Annotated in this window: 19 protein-coding genes; 7 read left to right on the forward strand and 12 right to left on the reverse strand. The window is 62.9% G+C overall.

The features are described 5' to 3' along the window. Positions 1 to 73 precede the first annotated feature (73 nt). From V473_RS12565 to V473_RS12585, 5 genes are all read right to left on the reverse strand, one after another. Complete coding sequence (locus V473_RS12565; RefSeq protein ID WP_066604539.1) at positions 74 to 433, reverse strand: argininosuccinate lyase; 360 nt, start codon at positions 431 to 433, stop codon at positions 74 to 76. 88 nt (positions 434 to 521) lie between these two features. Next, complete coding sequence (gene metH, locus V473_RS12570) at positions 522 to 3,134, reverse strand: methionine synthase (RefSeq protein WP_066604542.1); 2,613 nt, start codon at positions 3,132 to 3,134, stop codon at positions 522 to 524. 87 nt (positions 3,135 to 3,221) lie between these two features. Beyond that, positions 3,222 to 4,268, reverse strand: a complete 1,047-nt coding sequence (locus V473_RS12575) for a homocysteine S-methyltransferase family protein (RefSeq protein WP_066604545.1) — start codon at positions 4,266 to 4,268, stop codon at positions 3,222 to 3,224. Positions 4,269 to 4,362: 94 nt separating this feature from the next. Then, complete coding sequence (gene metF, locus V473_RS12580) at positions 4,363 to 5,268, reverse strand: methylenetetrahydrofolate reductase (protein WP_066604548.1); 906 nt, start codon at positions 5,266 to 5,268, stop codon at positions 4,363 to 4,365. Then, on the reverse strand, positions 5,265 to 6,236 hold the full coding sequence (locus V473_RS12585) for an ArsR/SmtB family transcription factor (RefSeq protein WP_066604550.1): 972 nt from the start codon (positions 6,234 to 6,236) through the stop codon (positions 5,265 to 5,267). Before V473_RS12585 ends, metF begins: the two co-directional genes overlap by 4 nt. Positions 6,237 to 6,475: 239 nt before the next feature. On the opposite strand from V473_RS12585, the gene V473_RS12590 reads away from it, so the two are divergent. Further along, positions 6,476 to 6,691: a hypothetical protein gene (locus V473_RS12590; protein WP_037491279.1), complete on the forward strand. Its 216-nt coding sequence runs from the start codon at positions 6,476 to 6,478 to the stop codon at positions 6,689 to 6,691. Positions 6,692 to 6,770: 79 nt separating this feature from the next. Further along, positions 6,771 to 7,013, forward strand: coding sequence for a hypothetical protein (locus V473_RS12595; RefSeq protein WP_066604551.1), 243 nt, complete (start codon positions 6,771 to 6,773; stop codon positions 7,011 to 7,013). 62 nt (positions 7,014 to 7,075) lie between these two features. Here the strand turns inward: V473_RS12595 and V473_RS12600 are convergent, their stop codons facing one another. Further along, complete coding sequence (locus tag V473_RS12600) at positions 7,076 to 7,495, reverse strand: glycine zipper 2TM domain-containing protein (protein WP_066604552.1); 420 nt, start codon at positions 7,493 to 7,495, stop codon at positions 7,076 to 7,078. A 188-nt stretch (positions 7,496 to 7,683) separates the two neighbouring features. Here V473_RS12600 and V473_RS12605 point away from each other — a divergent pair, with 188 nt between their 5' ends. Further along, complete coding sequence (locus V473_RS12605; protein ID WP_066605661.1) at positions 7,684 to 8,697, forward strand: esterase-like activity of phytase family protein; 1,014 nt, start codon at positions 7,684 to 7,686, stop codon at positions 8,695 to 8,697. Between the two features lie 163 nt (positions 8,698 to 8,860). On the opposite strand, the gene rpmB is transcribed toward V473_RS12605, so the two are convergent. Further along, entirely contained in the window at positions 8,861 to 9,154 is a 294-nt protein-coding gene (gene rpmB, locus V473_RS12610) for a 50S ribosomal protein L28 (RefSeq protein WP_066604556.1), read from the reverse strand. Positions 9,155 to 9,321: 167 nt separating this feature from the next. Here rpmB and V473_RS12615 point away from each other — a divergent pair, with 167 nt between their 5' ends. Both V473_RS12615 and V473_RS12620 read left to right on the forward strand, forming a co-directional pair. Further along, on the forward strand, positions 9,322 to 9,543 hold the full coding sequence (locus V473_RS12615; RefSeq protein ID WP_066605666.1) for a hypothetical protein: 222 nt from the start codon (positions 9,322 to 9,324) through the stop codon (positions 9,541 to 9,543). A gap of 41 nt (positions 9,544 to 9,584) precedes the next feature. Next, positions 9,585 to 10,043, forward strand: coding sequence for a nucleoside deaminase (locus V473_RS12620; RefSeq protein WP_066604561.1), 459 nt, complete (start codon positions 9,585 to 9,587; stop codon positions 10,041 to 10,043). On the opposite strand, the gene V473_RS12625 is transcribed toward V473_RS12620, so the two are convergent. Continuing rightward, positions 10,005 to 11,912: a hypothetical protein gene (locus V473_RS12625; protein WP_066604563.1), complete on the reverse strand. Its 1,908-nt coding sequence runs from the start codon at positions 11,910 to 11,912 to the stop codon at positions 10,005 to 10,007. The two genes, V473_RS12620 and V473_RS12625, sit on opposite strands and share 39 nt — an antisense overlap. Before the next feature lie 45 nt (positions 11,913 to 11,957). Between V473_RS12625 and V473_RS12630 the strand changes: the two genes are divergently transcribed. Beyond that, entirely contained in the window at positions 11,958 to 12,374 is a 417-nt protein-coding gene (locus V473_RS12630; protein ID WP_066604566.1) for a GtrA family protein, read from the forward strand. A gap of 85 nt (positions 12,375 to 12,459) precedes the next feature. Here V473_RS12630 and V473_RS12635 read toward each other — a convergent pair whose 3' ends face one another. The 3 genes from V473_RS12635 to V473_RS12645 all read right to left on the reverse strand — a co-directional run bounded on the left by V473_RS12635 (position 12,460) and on the right by V473_RS12645 (position 14,923). Continuing rightward, positions 12,460 to 13,260 carry a LytR/AlgR family response regulator transcription factor gene (locus V473_RS12635; RefSeq protein ID WP_066604569.1) on the reverse strand — a complete coding sequence of 267 codons (801 nt, stop codon included), beginning with the start codon at positions 13,258 to 13,260 and terminating at the stop codon, positions 12,460 to 12,462. Next, positions 13,257 to 14,363: a sensor histidine kinase gene (locus tag V473_RS12640; RefSeq protein WP_408021498.1), complete on the reverse strand. Its 1,107-nt coding sequence runs from the start codon at positions 14,361 to 14,363 to the stop codon at positions 13,257 to 13,259. The genes V473_RS12635 and V473_RS12640 overlap by 4 nt, the downstream gene beginning before the upstream one ends. A gap of 77 nt (positions 14,364 to 14,440) precedes the next feature. Then, positions 14,441 to 14,923 carry a winged helix-turn-helix transcriptional regulator gene (locus tag V473_RS12645; protein WP_066605673.1) on the reverse strand — a complete coding sequence of 161 codons (483 nt, stop codon included), beginning with the start codon at positions 14,921 to 14,923 and terminating at the stop codon, positions 14,441 to 14,443. A gap of 112 nt (positions 14,924 to 15,035) precedes the next feature. Here V473_RS12645 and V473_RS12650 point away from each other — a divergent pair, with 112 nt between their 5' ends. Next, on the forward strand, positions 15,036 to 17,141 hold the full coding sequence (locus V473_RS12650; RefSeq protein WP_066604572.1) for a RelA/SpoT family protein: 2,106 nt from the start codon (positions 15,036 to 15,038) through the stop codon (positions 17,139 to 17,141). A gap of 160 nt (positions 17,142 to 17,301) precedes the next feature. Here V473_RS12650 and V473_RS12655 read toward each other — a convergent pair whose 3' ends face one another. After that, complete coding sequence (locus V473_RS12655) at positions 17,302 to 17,949, reverse strand: LysE family transporter (protein WP_066604575.1); 648 nt, start codon at positions 17,947 to 17,949, stop codon at positions 17,302 to 17,304. Between the last annotated feature and the right edge of the window lie 144 nt (positions 17,950 to 18,093).

Raw genomic sequence — 18,093 nt, forward strand, 5'->3', positions numbered from 1 at the left:
CCAACGCACGGATAGGGTTAACGAAAAACCGCCCCATCGCGGGACGGAAGCGGCGTCCCGCGTTAACGCCGCGTCATTCCCACTTGGCGGTCGCCTTCTGCGTCTTTTGGTTCCAGAAAATCTGGATCTTGCTGATCGTGCAGAGGTCGAAATTGGTCCAATAGGCTTCGTCGCCGTCGGTGAAGATGACCTTCAGGTCGTAATTGCAGATGGCGTTCTTGGCCTTGAAGGTGATCGGCACGGAATGCGCGTCCTCCAGCACCTCGTCCTCCATCACGTCATCGCCCCAATTTTTCGACTTGGCGGGCGACACATAGACTTCGGCAATATCATAGCCGGTCTTGTTGAACAGCGTGAAGTCCTGGTCGCCAGCGACAGCAGGCGCGGCAAGCATCAGGGCGCAGGCGCCCAGGGCAATAGACATGATCTTCATAGGAGTCCCCCCGATGTCGACCGGAAGGATCGACATCGGACGGCATAATTTATTCTCGATACGGCAACAAGCGGTTGTTTTTCGTATCTTAATCCAGATTGGGACGCAGATAGCGCTCGGCCGTTTCCAGGTCGATCCCGCGCCGCTGGGCATAATCTTCCAACTGGTCCCGACCCACGCGGGCGACGCCGAAATATTCGGCTTGCGGGTGGCCGAAGTAAAAGCCGCTCACCGCCGCAGTCGGCAGCATCGCGAAACTCTCCGTCAGCGTCGCGCCGGTCGCATGATGGGCGTCCAGCATGTCGAACAGGATCGGCTTCAAACTATGTTCCGGGCAGGCCGGATAGCCCGGCGCCGGGCGGATGCCGCGATATTGCTCCTTGATCAGCGCTTCGTTGGTCAACTGTTCGCCCTCGGCATAACCCCACAGCGCCGTGCGGACATAATGGTGCAGCCGCTCGGCAAAGGCTTCGGCCAGACGATCGGCCAGCGCCTTCAAAAGAATGTCGGAATAGTCATCGATCGCGTTCTTGAAGCGCGCCAGATGCGGTTCGATGCCGTGGATCGACACGGCGAACCCGCCCATCCAGTCGCCGTCAGGACTGATGAAGTCAGCGAGGCACATATTGGCCCGCCCTTCCCGCTTCTGGATCTGCTGGCGCAGCATCGGCAGGCGGACATGCTTTTCATCCTCGACATGGACGATGATGTCGTCGCCCCCCATGTCATTGGCGCGGCGGCAGGGCCACAGGCCCGCCACACCGCGCGCGGTCAGCCATTTATCTTTGACGATCTTGTCCAGCATCGCCTGCGCGTCGGCGAACAGGCTGGACGCGCTTTCGCCCACCACTTCGTCGGTCAGGATCGCGGGATAATTGCCCGCCAGTTCCCACGCGCGGAAGAAGGGCGTCCAGTCGATATAGGGGACCAGATCGGCCAGATCCCAGTTCGGGAAGCGATGCACGCCGGGCAGGCGCGGTCGCGGTGCCTTGAGGCTCTCGTCGATTTCGAATCCGTTGGCGCGGGCGTCCTCGATCGGCACCAGCGCGCTTTGCCCCTTGTTCGCGCGGGCGACGCGGACATGCTCATAATCATCCTTGGTCTTGGCGACGAAGGCGTCCTTCTGCGTTTCGGACACCAGCGCGGTCGCCACGCCCACGGCGCGGCTGGCGTCCAGCACATGGACGACCGGGCCGGTAAAGGCCGGATCGATGCGCAGCGCGGTGTGGACGCGCGATGTCGTCGCGCCGCCGATCAGCAGCGGCATCACCATGTTCGCGCGCTGCATTTCCTGCGCCACCGTCACCATCTCGTCCAGCGAGGGGGTGATGAGGCCCGACAGGCCGATCATGTCGGCGTCATGATCGTTCGCGGCCTTGAGGATGTCCTGCCACGGCACCATCACGCCCATGTCGACCACGTCGAAGCCGTTGCACTGGAGCACCACGCCGACGATATTCTTGCCGATATCATGGACGTCGCCCTTGACCGTCGCCATGATGATTTTGCCCTTGCCCTTGGCGCCCGGCTCCTTGGCGGCCTCGATAAAGGGCAGCAGATGCGCGACCGCCTTCTTCATGACGCGGGCGGATTTCACCACCTGGGGCAGGAACATCTTGCCCGCACCGAACAGGTCGCCGACCACGTTCATGCCGTCCATCAACGGCCCTTCGATCACCTCGATCGGCTTGGCGGCGACAAGGCGGGCTTCCTCCGTATCCTCGACCACATACATGTCGATGCCCTTGACCAGCGCATGTTCCAGCCGCTTGGCGACCGGCCAGCCGCGCCATTCCTGCGCCGCCTTTTCGGTCGCCGCATCCTTGCCGCGATAGCTTTCGGCCAGCGTGACCAGCCGCTCCCCCGCGTCGGGATCGCTGTTCAGCAGCACGTCCTCGCACGCCTTGCGCAGCACCGGGTCGATCGTGTCATACACATCGAGCTGGCCCGCATTGACGATCGCCATGTCGAGGCCGGCGGGAATGGCGTGGTAGAGGAACACGCTGTGCATCGCCCGACGCACCGGCTCGTTGCCACGGAAGGAGAAGGAGAAGTTGGACAGGCCGCCCGAAATATGGACATGCGGACAGCGCGCCTTGATCTCCCGGCACGCCTCGATGAAATCGACGCCGTAGTTGTTATGCTCCTCGATCCCCGTCGCCACGGCGAAAATATTGGGATCGAAGATGATGTCTTCGGGCGGAAAACCGATCGTCATCAGCAGCTTGTAGGCGCGCTCGCAAATCTCGACCTTGCGCTCTTTCGTGTCGGCCTGGCCCGTCTCGTCGAACGCCATGATGACCGCCGCCGCGCCATAGGCCATGCATTTGCGGGCATGGAACAGAAAGGCTTCCTCGCCCTCCTTCATGCTGATCGAATTGACGATCGGCTTGCCGCTGACGCATTTCAGGCCCGCCTCGATCACATCCCATTTGGAAGAGTCGATCATCACCGGCACGCGGCTGATGTCCGGTTCCGACGTCATGAGCTTGAGGAAGGTCGTCATCGCCTCGACCGCGTCGAGCAGCCCCTCGTCCATGTTGACGTCGACGATCTGCGCGCCATTCTCCACCTGCTCGCGCGCGATGTCGATCGCGGCGGCATAGTCGCCTGCCATGATCAGCTTCTTGAACTTGGCAGAGCCGGTGACGTTGGTGCGTTCACCGATATTGACGAAGGTGGCGGTGGTTTTCTGGGTCATGTTTCAAAGGGTCCGTTCGCTTCGAGCGAAGTCGAGAAGCATTCGCGCCCGTGTCTCGACTACGCTCGACACGAACGGCGGTTGGGTTCAGGCGGCGATATGCATCGGCTCCAGCCCCGCAAGCCGCGTCACGACCTCCAGTTCCGGCACCAAGCGCGGCTTGTGCCCCTCCAGCGCCTTCGCCACCGCGCCGATATGCGCGGGCGTCGTGCCACAGCAGCCACCGACCATATTGACCAGCCCCTCATCCACCCAGTCGCGGATCAGCCGCGCGGTGGTTTCGGGCAGTTCGTCATATTGCCCCAGTTCGTTGGGCAGCCCCGCATTGGGATAGGCCAGGATCAGCGTGTCGGCGTTTTTCGACAGTTCGCTGAGATAAGGCCGCAGCAGGTCCGCGCCGAACGCGCAGTTCACCCCGATGGTCAGCGGCTTCAAATGGCGCAGCGAATACCAGAAGGCGTTGATCGTGTGGCCCGACAGGTTGCGGCCCGACATGTCGGTGATGGTGAAGCTCAGCATCAGCGGCACCGATCGGCCCGCCGCTTCCTCCGCCTCGCGCGCGGCCATGCCCGCCGCCTTGGCGTTCAGCGTATCGAAGCAGGTTTCGACCAGCAGGAAATCCACGCCGCCCGCGATCAGCGCATCGCACTGTTCGCGATAATCGGCCTTGAGCGTATCATAATCGACCTCGCGATAGGCCGGATCGTTCACGTCCGGCGAAATCGACAGCGTCTTGTTGGTCGGGCCGATCGAACCGCATACGAAGCGCGGCTTGCCATCGGTCGCCGTCGCCTTCTCGCACGCGCTGCGGGCCAGCTTGGCCGCCGCGATATTGATGTCCCACACCAGATGTTCGCAGCCATAGTCGGCCATCGCGATCTTGGTCGAGCTGAAGGTATTCGTCTCGATCATGTCCGCGCCGGCCGCCAGATAGGCGGCATGGATGCCCTCCACGATGTCCGGCCGGGTCAGGCACAGCAGGTCGTTATTGCCCTTCTGGTCCTTGGCCAGATCGAGCGACCCGCGATAATCCGCCTCGGTCAGCCCATGTTTCTGGATCGACGTGCCGTATCCGCCATCGAAAATCAGGATCTTGTCGGCAGCCAGTTGGCGCAATTTTTCTTCGGCAGTCATATGCTCCCTCTCCCCGTTCGGTTCGAGCTTGTCGAGAACCCTCGCGCGACCAGTCCTCGACAAGCTCGAACCGAACGGAGGGGGTTAATCCGTATCAGGCGTCCACCGCCGCCTTGGCCCGAAGGCCCAGCAGATGACAGATCGCAAAGCTGAGTTCCGCCCGGTTGAGCGTATAGAAATGAAAGTCGCGCACGCCGCCTGCATAGAGGCTGCGGCACAGTTCCGCTGCAATCGTTGCCGACACCAGTTGGCGCGAGGCGGGATGATCGTCCAGCCCTTCGAACAGACGCGCCATCCAGTTGGGCACCTGCGTGTTGCACATGGCGGCCATGCGCTGGGTCGCGGCGAAATTACTGACCGGCATGATGCCCGGCACGATGTCGGCCGTGATACCGGCCGCCGCCGTCTTGTCCAGGAATCGGAAATAGGCTTCGGGCGAAAAGAAGAATTGCGTGATCGCGCGGGTCGCCCCGGCGTCCAGCTTGCGCTTGAGATTATCGAGATCGCTCTGCGCGCTCGCCGCCTCCGGGTGGACTTCGGGATAGGCCGACACCGAAATCTCGAACGAGTGCCGCTTCATCAGCCCATCGACCAACTCGGCCGCGCTTTTATACCCGTCCGGATGCGGCTCGAACGTCCCGCCCACCTCTGGCGGATCGCCGCGCAGCGCGACGATATGGCGCACGCCCGCGTCCCAATAGGCGTCGGCGATCTCGCCAATCTCATCCTTGCTCGCTGCGACGCAGGTCAAATGCGCCGCGGCCGCCAGCGGCGTTTCGCTGGCGATGCGGGCCACCGTATTATGCGTCCGCTCGCGCGTGGAGCCGCCCGCGCCATAGGTGACGGACACGAATTTGGGGGCCAGCGGCGCCAATGTCTCGATCGCCGACCATAGCTGCGCTTCCATCTTCTCCGTTTTGGGCGGGAAGAATTCAAAGCTGACACGGGCGTCGCCGGCCAGGTCCGCATAGAGCGGTGCTGCAGGATCATTCAGGGTCATGCGGAAATCCGTTCGTCTTGATGCCGGATGCGCGCGCTCCCGCGCCGTCCCAGCCACAGTTGCACCGTCAATTCCTGGCCGGGCAACGTCTCCACCCGCTCCAGCGCCAGGCCCGCCTGCGCGAACCAGCTTTCGATCTGCTCGTCGGAAAAGCCCAGTCGCGCATGTTGGTCGCGCAGCCGCAGCTCTTCGCGTTCATGCGCCGCGAAATCGGCGATCAATACCCGGCCGTTCGACGCCGTCACGCGCGCGGCTTCGGCGATCACCAGTTCGGGCGCCTGCGCATAATGCAGCACCTGATGCAGCACCACCGTATCGGCGCTGCCCGGCTCCAGCGGCAGGGCGGAAAAATCGCCCAGCAACAGCACATATTTGTCGCCCGCATCCTGCGGCAGTTTGGCGCGGGCCAGCCGCAGCATGTCCGGGCTGCGATCGAGCGCCGTCACCTGATCCGCGGCATCGCCCAGCAATTCGATCATCCGGCCAGTGCCGGTGCCGATGTCGAGCAGATGGCCTATGGGTTCGCGGCCCAGCAGCGCAGTCATCGCCGTCTCCACTTCGGCTTCGGCGACATGAAGCGAGCGGATCGCGTCCCATTCCTCGGCATGTTCGGCAAAATAGCTTTCGGCAGCGCGCGCGCGGTCGGCGCGCACCGCGGCCAGCCGCGCCAGGTCCGCCGCCTGCCACAATATCTCGCCCTCCGACGGGTCGAGCCGATCGAACAGGGCCAGGAACGGGACCACCGACATAGCCTTGCCCAGCCGCAAAAACACCCAATTGCCTTCCTTGCGCCGCTCCACCAGCCCCGCTTCCGCCAGGATGCGCACATGGCGGGACACGCGCGGCTGGCTCTGCCCCACGACCTGCGCAATCTCGCCCACCGCCAGCTCCATCGCCCGCAGCAGATGGATGATGCGCAAGCGCGTCGGGTCGCCAAGTGCCCGGAAAATATCGAGTGCCGCGTGCATGGCAGCATCATATAAAGAAATCTTTATATACGTCAATGCGGTCGTTTGATCAGGCATTTTTCTAAGGATTTTTCGGCCAGGGAGCGGCAAAATGGCGCGCATCCGACCTTTCCCCCGCATGAATGGGATTGCCTTGCTGTGCCCAAAGCATTACGAATCGGCGCGCAGGCGCAATGGGGGGTGAGCTTTTCTCCGAGAGTGGTCTGCAATTTGTTTTTCTCAGAGAGGGGTTTGTGCCCATGACCAAGTCGATTGCTCTTTCGCTCGTTCTCGCCGCTTCGCTCGGCCTGGCTGCTTGCTCAGGCGGCACCGAAAACGCCGCCAACAACGCCGCCAATTCGGCCGAGAACGCGTCGAACGCTGCCGACAACGCCATGAACGCTGCGCTGAACGCTGCCGACAACGCCGCGAACGCTGCGTCGAACGCGACCAACAACGTCGCCAACGCGATGTAATCAGGTCCCGTTCGGGTCTTGAAGTTATGAAGGGGGTCGCACCAGCAAAGGCGCGGCCCTTTTCGTTGGAGCGCCGTCTATGATCCGCATCTTCCTGTCCATGGCCGTGGCATTCGCGCTGGCGGCTTGCGATTCCGGGTCGCAGGATGGCGTCGGCGGCGTCAGCGCCGGTGAGGCCAAAGCGCTCAATGAGGCGGCCGCCCGGCTCGATGCGCGCGCCGGCGCTGCGCGGAGCGGCGACCCCGGTCTCAATCCCGCCGCCGTCGCGGCCGCACGCGCCGACCGGAACCGCGTCCCACCGCCGCCACAGCCTGCGCTCTGACACATGAAAAGGACCGCCCTTTGCAGGACGGCCCTTCCCGATTGGTCAATGCAGCGGGGGTCTTAGCAGTTTCGGTCGATCGCGCGGCCGGCCAGCGCACCCACGCCCGCGCCGATGATGGCGCCGGTGGTGCCGTCGCCGCGACGGCCATAGCGACCCGAACTCCGGCCGACTTCATTGCCCAGCAGACCGCCGGCGATCGCACCGATGATGGTGCCGCCCGTGCCATTGTCCCGGCAGCGATAGCCGCCGCGATAGCCGCGATAGCTGTTGCGATAATAGTCGCCGCGATAGCCACGATTATACCCGCGATAATAGCGATCGCCGCGGTAGCCGCGATTATATCCGCGATAATAGTCGCCGCGGTCATAACCACGCGAATAATGATCGCGCGCCATCGCCGGGGTGGCCGTCACGGCCGCGAGGGAGGCAGCGCCCATCGCCAGAGCGGCTCCCATATTCACAAGAAATTGCATCTTCATGGCGTTGCTCCTCAATACCATCCTCTTGGGCGGTCGCATGAAAAACACGGGATTGCCCTTCGATTGACGTCTGTATGCATGAGTCGGCTTGAGCCAAGCCTGAATGGGGGTGACAGCCCCCGTTCAGATGGACACGGCCTGTCACAGCCCTGCTGCGTCCTGCCGGATTATGCCCTATGGCAGGCGCGATGCAGCGAATCCTGATCGTCCTTGCCCTTGCCGTCCTGCTGCTGCCGGCCCCGCACATGGGCAAACCGGAAACAGTGACGGCCGGGGCGCTGCTGGTGACGGCGCGCGCGCTGCCGCTCAGCAGTATCGATCCGACTCTGGATCATGTCGGCGTGCTCGCCTATCTCGGCGGCTGGGAGCTGAAAAGCGCCAATCCCGGCTTCGGCGGCCTGTCCTCCCTGCTGGTGTCACCGGCAGGCGATATGCTGGGCCTCAGCGACTCCGGCATATTGATGGGTTTCCACATCGGCCCCGGCGAAGGCGAAGGCCATCCCTTCATCGCGCCCCTGCCCGTCCGCGCGCAGGACCGCCATCGCCCTTGGTGGGCCTGGGATTCGGAATCCATGACGCGCGACCCCGCGACCGGCCGCTATTGGGTGGGCTTCGAACTGCAACAGGCGATCTGCCGCTACGCGCCCGGCTTTGCGCGGGTGGAGGCGTGCCGGACCTGGCCCGAAATCCTAGCCTGGCCCAAGACCGGATCGATCGAATCGCTCGCCCGCCTGCCCGACGGCCGCTTCCTGGCGATCGGCGAGATGGGAATGACGCCCGACGGACGGCACGACACATTATTGTTCGCGAGCGACCCGGCGGAAAAGGACACGCCCGCCCCCATCCACATGCGCTACACCCCGCCGCGCGGCTATCGCCCGACCGACGCGGTCGCGCTGGACGACCGCCACCTGCTGGTACTCAACCGCCGCCTGACGATGGAGCAACTGTTCACCGCCACGATCGCGATCGTCGAACTACCCGAAAAGCTGGAGCCGGGCACGGACCTCAAGGCCCGCACCCTCGCCCGGCTGGCCCCGCCGCTGCTGGCCGATAATTTCGAAGGGATCGCGGTCAGCCGGGAACGCGGCCGCCCGATCATCTGGATCGTCTCCGACGACAATCACGAATTTTTCCAACGCACTTTGTTGCTGAAGTTTGAGCTGCTGAAATTTGGGCTTCCCGACGATCCGTCACGTTAGACGCGACCTGGATCAAAGCGCTCCGTGCTCCCGCGTCGGGGGGAACCCAGTCCCACCGCCAATCTGGGTTCCCGCCTGCACGGGAACACGCATCATGTAAAACACGACGCAAAAAAGCGGCCTGTCGCCAGGCCGCTCCTTATGCCGAAACGAATCGCGGGAATCAGGCTGCGACGGCAGCCTTTTTCTTGACGATGTCGCGCTTCAGGCGCCGGGCCTTGAGCGACAGCTTGTCGTCGCTGGTCTTGACCAGCCAGTTGTCCAGGCCGCCATTATGTTCGACCGAACGCAGACCATGGGTCGACACGCGCAGCTTGACGCTGGTTTCCAGGGTTTCGGAGATCAGCGACACGTTCTGCAGGTTCGGCAGGAACACGCGCTTGGTCTTGTTATTGGCGTGGGAAACATTGTGACCCACCTGGCGACCCTTGCCGGTCAGCTCGCAAATGCGCGACATAGTCAATCAACCTTTGAATTCGGGTTCGTTCGGAAAGCCGCGCCGATAAACAGATTCGCGGCCAGCGTCAACCACGAGCGCAAATTTGACCCTGCCGATCGTGGCGCTTGCGCAACCATTTCGCCCGCCCCCGCGTTCATTCTTCCAATTGGACAGAGGAGGAATATATGCGTTTCATCGGCGGACTGTTGCTGATCGCGCTTATCGTGGTCGGCGTAGGGATAGCAACCGGATTCGTCGACCTTCAGAAAACCAGCGAGGGTCGCCTGCCCGAAATCGCGATCAAGGAAGGCGCGCTACCCAAATATGAAGCGAACGTCGCCAAGGTCGAAGTCGGCACCCGCAACGAAACGGTCGAAGTGCCCACCGTCGCGGTCAAAAAGCCCTGATACTTTCGCCAAGCGCCGTGATCCTGTAACGGCAGGGGCCTATGGCCCCGCCCTTCCCCCTCCCCGCGCCTATGCGCCGCGCGCTGGACCTCGCCGCCCAAGCGCAGGCGGCGGGCGAAGTGCCGATCGGCGCGGTGGTGACGAAGGATGGCGCGATCATCGGCGAAGGGCAAAATCGCAATCGTCGCGACAATGATCCCACGGCCCATGCCGAAATCGTCGCCATGCGCGCGGCGGCGACACATCTGAACGATTTCCGCCTGACCGGCTGCGACCTGTGGGTCACGTTGGAACCCTGTCCGATGTGCGCGGGAGCCATCTCCCACGCCCGCATCGCCCGGCTCTATTACGCCGTCGGGGACCCCAAGGGCGGCGCCATCGAGCAAGGCCCGCGCCTTTTCGGCCAGCCCCAATGCCTGCACCGGCCAGACGTCTATGGCGGTCTGGCCGAGGTCGAAGCCTCAACGCTGCTGCGCGCCTTCTTCGCCGCCCGGCGCTGAACGCTTCGCATAGTCGATGCGATAGAGTTGATAAGGCAATGTCATGCCGGTCTTGAGCGCCACCGGCGCCAGCCAGCGCGGGATCGTTCCCCGCATCAGCCCGGCATAGAAGCCGCGCGGGCTGCGCGACTGGTAGATCGTGCCTTCGGGGAAATTAGGGCAGACCAGCAGATAGGTGGCATGATGCTTGGCCGCGATCGGGCGGAAGGAGTCTGCCGGCCCGTCATAGGCGTGATGGATGTCCAATATCGTCGCCCCGTTGCGATGATAAGGGCCAGCCAGCGCACTATGATGGGTGGTCGCGATCAGCCGAGGCCCCAGATCGACCATGGTGAAGATCGTCGCCGGCGGCAACTGGTTCAGCACTGCCAGCGCCGGCAAGGTGCGGCAGCGCCCGTTCGCCTTCTTGATGGCATCGGTCCGAGCAACCGCCGACGGCCGCCAGGGCTTGGGCTTCCTTCCCGTCGCCTCCTGATACAGCTTCACCACCTGCGGGTAGAGCGGATAGGCGAAGGCGATCGCCGCCAGCAACACAACGCCCGCCCCCGCCGCGATCTTCACTCGGCGCGATCCCATCACGATCATCGCGATCAGCCGGTGCGCGGCCCAGGCGGCAGGCGGGATCGCCAGCAATTGCGCCGCCGGCCCGGCGCGTAGCTGCCAAAAGAGCAGCGCAGTGGAAAACACCATCATCAGCCCGACCGTCGCCCAGGCCCAGAGCCGCTCGCCGTCGCGGCGGGCGTCCCACAGCGCCCAGACCAGCCCGATCAACCCCGCCAGCGGGAGCGCCAGCAACGGCACCACCATGCTCTGCGCCTGCGCCGTGATCGGCTTGGCCTCGCGGATGTTGGCGAGCCACAGCCGCTCCAACTCCGGCGAAATCTGATAGGGGGACAGGCATTGTGGCCAGTTCAGGTAAAAGAATAGGCCAGCCGCCCCGCCCACGACCGCGCCCGCCGCCAGCCGCGCCGCCCACCCCCGTAACGGCAGGCGCGACAGCAGCACCATGCCCGCCGATGCCACCCCGAACACGGCGACCCAGATCGGCGACAGCGCATCGCACACTTGTCCCCGATTGGCGTAGCTGGCGAACAGCAGATAACAGAGCGACGTCGCGCCCCCCAGGCTCAGCGCATAAGGCAGCATCCGCCGCTCCGCTCCCGGCCGGAACACCCAGCGCAGCGCGATCAACCCGCCGCCCGCCGCCAGATAGACGATCATCTCCATGCCGATGGCGATCGAAAGCGCGCTGCTGACCCCCGCCATCACGCCGCCGCGCAGCCGGTTGGCGTCGATCACCCCCGCCAGCATCGTCACCGCCAGCGCCAGTTGCCAGCCATGATGGTCGATCCGCATCGGCGCATACATGCCCAGCCCCATCTGCGCGGCCAACGGCGCCAGCACCGCCAGCAGCCAGCCGTTAGGCCCCGCCAGCCGCCGCCCGATAAAACCCAGGCTCAGCATCAGAAGCAGCAGCGGCAGCAGCGGCGCGATCCCGCAGGCCAGCCGATCGGCCAGCCCCTGATCGACGAAGGCGCGAAAGAAGAGGATCAGGCCCGCGATCGGCAAGTCGACCAGCCGCGACCAGTGGATGTTCGCCCCGCCCGGCGGATCGAGCCGATATTGGCGCAGATCATACCAGCCTTGGCCCGCCAGCCAGTCCTTCACCTGCGCATAGCGGATATTGTCGTCTGTATCGCCCAGCACCAGCCAGTGGATGGCGGACCAGCGGGTCGCGACCATAGTCACCGCGATCACGATCCAGATCAGCAGGGTCAGCCATTTCCAGTGCCGCTGGGCGTAAGCGGTCAGGATCGCCGTCCAGTGAAGGGCGCGGGCGCGCAGGGTGTCGCGACTATGCAAGGTCATGGCTGTGGATTAGAGGCTGCGAACCAAAGCGCAACGGGGAGCTGCATGAAAATCCTGCAACGATATTATGCGGAGCATGGCGCGCTGTTCTGGCAGATCGTCCGCTATGGCGTGACCGGCCTGTTCGTCACCGCCTGCCAGGCGGCGATCTACTGGTGCCTCGCCGCGCTGGCCGGCTTCCATCCGCAAGTCGCCAACCTGATCGGCTATGCCGCCGCGGTCGCCATCGGCTATGTCAGCCACAGCCTCTTCACCTTCCGCGGCCATGGCGGGGAAGCGAACCATGCCGCGCGCGGCGCGAAGTTCGTGGCGGTGTCGCTCATCAGCTACGCGCTGAACGCGCTTTGGGTCTATCTATGCGTCACCCATATGCACTGGCCCGAATGGTCGCCCATCCCCGCCATGGTCTTCGTCACGCCCGCCGTCATGTTCGGGTTGAACCGACAATGGGTGTTTAAGTAACACCGCCCGATATCCGCGCAGGCGGGAACCCAGTTCATACGGTAGGACTGGGTTCCCGCCTGCGCGGGAACACGGCAGCCCTAATTCAATGCACGAACCGCGCCACCACATCGCGGTACGACCGGCTGACCTTCACCTGCGCGCCGCTTTCCAGCACCAGGAAACATTCGCCATTGGTGTGCGGCTTGACCTGCCGCACCTGTGACAAATTCACGATGGTCGAACGATGGACGCGCTGGAAATTGCGCGGGTCGAGCCGCTTTTCCAGATCCTTCATCGTCTCACGCAGGATCAGGCTATTGTCGGCGGTGTAAATGCACATATAGTCGCCCGCCGCATCGATCCGCTCGATCGAATCGACATCGACGCGGAAAATCTGGCCGCGATCCTTGATGTTGATGAGCTTTTCGAAGCGGTTGGACGCAGGCGCATCGTCATCGGCGGCGAAATCGGTCATCGCCTGCGGCGCGACCTCGGCCAGCACCTCGCGCAGCTTCTCGATCTCCTGCACCTGCCGCTTTTCGTTCAGCCGCTGGCGCACCCGGTCGAGCGCATCGGCCAGGCGGCCTTCGTCCACCGGCTTCATCAGATAATCGACCGCCTGCGCCTCGAACGCGCGGATCGCATGATCGCTATAGGCGGTGCAGAAGATGACGAGCGGCGGCTCCACCTCCATCAAACCCTGGACGACGGAAAAGCCGTCAAAACCGGGCATCTGGATATCAAGGAACACAAGGTCGGGTTTATGCGTCTTGATGGCGCGGATCGCTTCACGGCCGTTATTGCAGGTTTCGATAATGTCGACATCCTCATGCGCTTGCAGACGCAGCGCAAGCCCTTGAATGGCCAGGCTTTCGTCATCGACGAGGATTGTTCTGATGGTCATGCGGCCACTTTCGATGTTTCATCCATATTCAGCGGAATTTCGATGATGACCGAAAATCCGCCCGGCGTGGAACGCGTTTCGAAGCGCTGTCGTTCCCCGAAGGCCTGAATTAACCGGTCCCGGATGTTCGGCAGGCCAATCCCCGTCCCCTCGCTCATCGGGATGTGCGGCCTGATTCCGCTTTCGTTCAATCCCGGCCCGCTGTCCGATACGACGATCCGGACATTATCCCCGGCAGGCTGCGCGCTGACCGCGATTTCGGCGCCCTCTTCCTTGGGCGTGACCGCATATTTGATCGCATTTTCGACCAGCGGTTGCAGCAGCAGCGAAGGCAGGCGCGCCTGCGCCACCGCCGGATCGATAATGAAGGATGGGCGCAACCGCTCCTCGAACCGCATCTTCTCAATCTCCAGATAGAGTTTGAGCGTTTCGATCTCCTGCTCGATCGTCACTTGCGCCGTCGGCTCGTTGATCAGCGTATAGCGCAGGAAGGAGGACAGCCGCGACAGCATCGCATTCGCCCGGTCCGTCTGTTTCAGCAGCACCAGCGTCGATATGCTGTTGAGCGTATTGAACAGGAAATGCGGGTTAAGCTGATAGCGAAGCATCGCCAGTTGCGCATTGGCCGCCTGATTTTCCAGCAGCAGCAACTGGTCCGCCTGCTCCTCGACCGTCAGATAGAAATTGATCGCATAATAAAGCGCCGACCAGGCGCCCAGCAGCGTCATCGACAGATAGAAAGCGCCCAGGAACAGTTGCAGCCCCGCCGTCTCGCTCCCCCGGTTTTGCGTCGAAAAGACCCAGGCGTCGATGAACGCGACCAGCCCCGCCGCCGCGACCACGGTGACGATCGACACGCCCCAGGTCACGATCGGCCGTTTCTTGACCAGAAACCGAAACATCACCGCGATCAGCAGCGTCACCGAATAGCCGGTGACGGTCGAAATCAGCACCGGCACCAGGCTGGAGAGCGGCTGGCCATTGGCGATGGTGGAGGAGCCGCGCAGCAGGAAAGCCCCGGCCCATCCGACCGACTGCAAATTCCAGAAGGCGCGGTTCTTGTCAGCGAAAAAGGGCTGAGGCTTGATGCGGGGCACGGTCACGGACATTGCGTGCAGGCTTAGGCGATTTGGGCCTGCGGTCAAAGCGGGTTTGAGAGCGCCCGTGTCGCTGGCGCGACTCAGGCCGCCGCGGCCGGCTCTTCGGTCATCGGCGTCACCTCGTCGGTGCACAGCCAGACCAGGTCGGACAGGTCCAGCGTGCGGCCGTCATGCGCCAATATGCCGATCGGGCGGATCGGCTGGCCATCGCGCTTGTCCGCCAGCACCTGGCACGCGGGCGTGCCGCAGCCCCATCGCTCGCCCCACTGGCGCAGCGCGATCATGGCGGGGGCCAGCCCCTGCCCTTTCTCGGTCAGCCGATATTCGACCTTTCGCCGGTCGCACTGCATCGGCTCGCGCACCAAAATCCCGTTCTCGACCAGCCGGGCGAGCCGATTGGCCAGGATGTTGCGCGCAATCCCCAGCGTCGACTGGAATTCCTCGAAATGGCGGATGCCTGACAATGCGCCGCGCAGGATCAGGAACGACCAGCGTTCACCCATCATTTCCAGCGCGCTCGGCAGCGCGCATTGTTCCAGATCCTGGGCCAGATTATGTTTCATATGTCGCCCCGCATAGCGCAAAGCTTTCAGCGTTGCAAAATCGCCGCCTAATTCGTGGAAGATGGGATTTTTTTGTTGCACGACAAGGGTCTTCCAACACAATCGGGAAACGATGCTACGCCAATATGAACTTGTCGAACGGGTAAAGCGCTACGATCCCGATGCGGACGAAGCGATGATCAACCGCGCCTATGTCTTTTCGGTCCAGAAGCACGGCTCCCAGAAGCGCGCCAGCGGCGATCCCTATTTCAGTCACCCGATCGAGGTGGCGGGCATCCTGACCGACTTCAACCTGGACGACCAGACGATCGTCACCGCGCTGCTGCACGACACGATCGAAGATACGCTGGTCACCTATGAGGAGATCGAAAGCGCGTTCGGCAAGGATGTCGCCCGCATGGTCGATGGCGTCACCAAGCTGTCGAAGATCGAGGCCATGTCCGAAAATGAGCGGGCCGCGGAAAATCTCCGCAAATTCCTCCTCGCCATGTCGGACGATATCCGCGTGCTGCTGGTCAAGCTCGCCGACCGGCTGCACAATATGCGCACGCTGCACTTCATCAAAAATCCTGACAAGCGCCGCCGCATCGCGCGCGAGACGATGGATATCTACGCGCCCTTGGCCGAACGCATCGGCATGTACGACTTCATGCGCGAGATGCAGCTGCTCGCCTTCCGCGAGATCGAGCCGGAAGCCTATGCCAGCATCACCAGGCGGCTGGAACAGCTCAAGGAAGGCGGCCATGACAAGGTCGACCGGATCGGCGCGGAACTGCAATTGCTGCTGGCGGGCAAGGGCATGTCGGTCAGCGTGTCGGGCCGCGAAAAACACCCCTTCTCCATCTGGAAGAAGATGCAGGAACGCCATATCAGCTTCGAACAACTGACCGACGTCATGGCCTTCCGCGTCATCACCGACAGCCATGAGGCCTGCTACCACGCGCTCGGCATCATCCACCAGACCTTCAAGATGGTCCCCGGCCGCTTCAAGGATTATATCTCCACGCCCAAGCGCAACGGCTACCAGTCGCTGCACACCACCGTCATCCATCAGGACAATGCCCGGATCGAGGTGCAGATTCGCAGCCGCGACATGCATAATGACGCCGAACTGGGCCTCGCCGCGCACTGGGCCTATAAGCAGAAGGGCGACGCCACCGACCATCATGCCGCCTGGCTGCGCGACCTCGTCGAAATACTGGAACAGAGCCAGGACGCCGACGAACTGCTCGAACATACCCGCATGGCCATGTATCAGGACCGCATCTTCGCCTTCTCGCCCAAGGGGGAGCTGCACCAGATGCCCAAGGGGTCGACCCCGGTCGATTTCGCCTATGCCGTCCACACCTCACTCGGCAACCAGACCGTAGGGGCCAAGGTCAACGGCCGCGTCGTGCCGCTGCGCACCTCCCTTGAAAATGGCGACCAGGTCGAAATCCTGAAATCCGAAGGGCAGGAGCCGCAACCGGGCTGGCTCACCTTCGCCATCACCGGCAAGGCCCGCGCCGCCATCCGCCGCTACATCCGCCAGAAGCAGCGCGGCGAGGAGATCAAGCTTGGCGAAAAACTCTATGAGGAAATCATCGGTCGCTTCTCCCCCGACCTCGCCAGGGAACTGGGCGACAAGGCGCTGACCGCTGCGCTGAAGCGGCTGAAGCTGGACGACCGGGCCTCGCTGATGGTCGCGATCGCCACGCATCGCCTGCTCGATTCCGAAGTCATGGAGGCGCTGATGCCCGGCTCCACCAGCGCGCAGGGCATGGAGGAGGCGCATCCCCGCCAGCATGAACCCGTCTCGATCCGCGGCCTGACGCCCGGCATCGCCTATCATCTGGGCGATTGCTGCCATCCCGTCCCCGGCGACCGCATCGTCGGCGTGCGCCGCACCGGCGAACCGATCGAGGTCCACACCATCGACTGCCGGTCGCTGGAGGTGGAGCAGGACGACGACTGGATCGACCTGGCCTGGGACGGCAAGTCGAAGGGCGGCACCGCCCGCCTCTCCGTCATCGTCAAGAACCAGCCCGGCGCGCTGGCCGCCGTCGCCAACCTCTTCGGCGCGACCAAGGCGAATATTCTGAACCTGCAACTGGTGAACCGCGAAGGCCCGTTCCACACCGACGTCATCGACCTGGAAGTCGCCGACGCCCAGCATCTGAACCGGATCCTGTCGGCGCTAAGGGCGATCGATGTCGTGGTGCAGGCGGATCGAGTTTAGGGGGCGACGAAAAACTTCCTTAGAAGGGTTGTCGCGCATATATACAACCCGACGGTGATTTCCGCACAATCTCTGATTCAGAATCGGGATTTATCCTGCCATTCGTTAGGAATTTCAGGAAATCGCGTGCGCCTCTGACGGCTACATGTGATTGTCGTCATCATGTGATACCTATGGCGCTAAACAGAAGGCCGCCACCAAAGATGGCCATCAGCGCGCCTGCGACAGCATCGAGCCAGTAGGTGAGATGCCGTGCGCCATCGGACTGCGCCATGAAAGCCATGAACTGCGCGAGCAGTTGATGATAGATCAGGTCAACGGCGATAATCCCCAGCAACACCATGAGGCGTATCTCTGTGGGGACGGCTTGTCCCGCTACCGGAGCGAACAGACCGAAGAAGAATACGGCCATTTTTGGGTTCCCGATTGTCACGGCGAAGCCTTTTGAAAGAGCGTCCTTCAATCTCGCGGTGTCAATGTTCGACCGGCTATGCTGCGATGGTTCCAAGGTGTTATCTGCCGCCCTAAAATGCGATCGAAGAAGGGCTGCGCCGAGAGTAATGAGGTAAATGCCGCCACCGATCTGGATCATGGTGATAACCCAAGGAAATGCCGTCAGCAGGGCGCTTATGCCGAGTAATGCTGATACGGCATATATTGCGGCGGCGAGTGTCACGCCCAGTGCGGCACACGCACCGACCATCCTTCCGTTGGCGATAGTGGCGCGCGATACCGCAACGAAGCTTGGCCCCGGCAGAGGGACCGCGACGGCATAGATCAGAATGACGGCGAGGGCTGAAAACGTCATGGGGCTTTCCCTTTAAGGGCCGCCGCAACAGGTGACGTTCAGAGATTAAACCATTCGCCCCGGCACGGCGGCGATGGTCGCAGATAAATGACGACAAGCCGCTCCCTACAGGAAGCGGCACCAAACTGCGCTAAAGTTCGAAAT

This window comes from Sphingobium cupriresistens LL01, from assembly GCF_001046645.1.
Lineage (GTDB): Bacteria > Pseudomonadota > Alphaproteobacteria > Sphingomonadales > Sphingomonadaceae > Sphingobium > Sphingobium cupriresistens.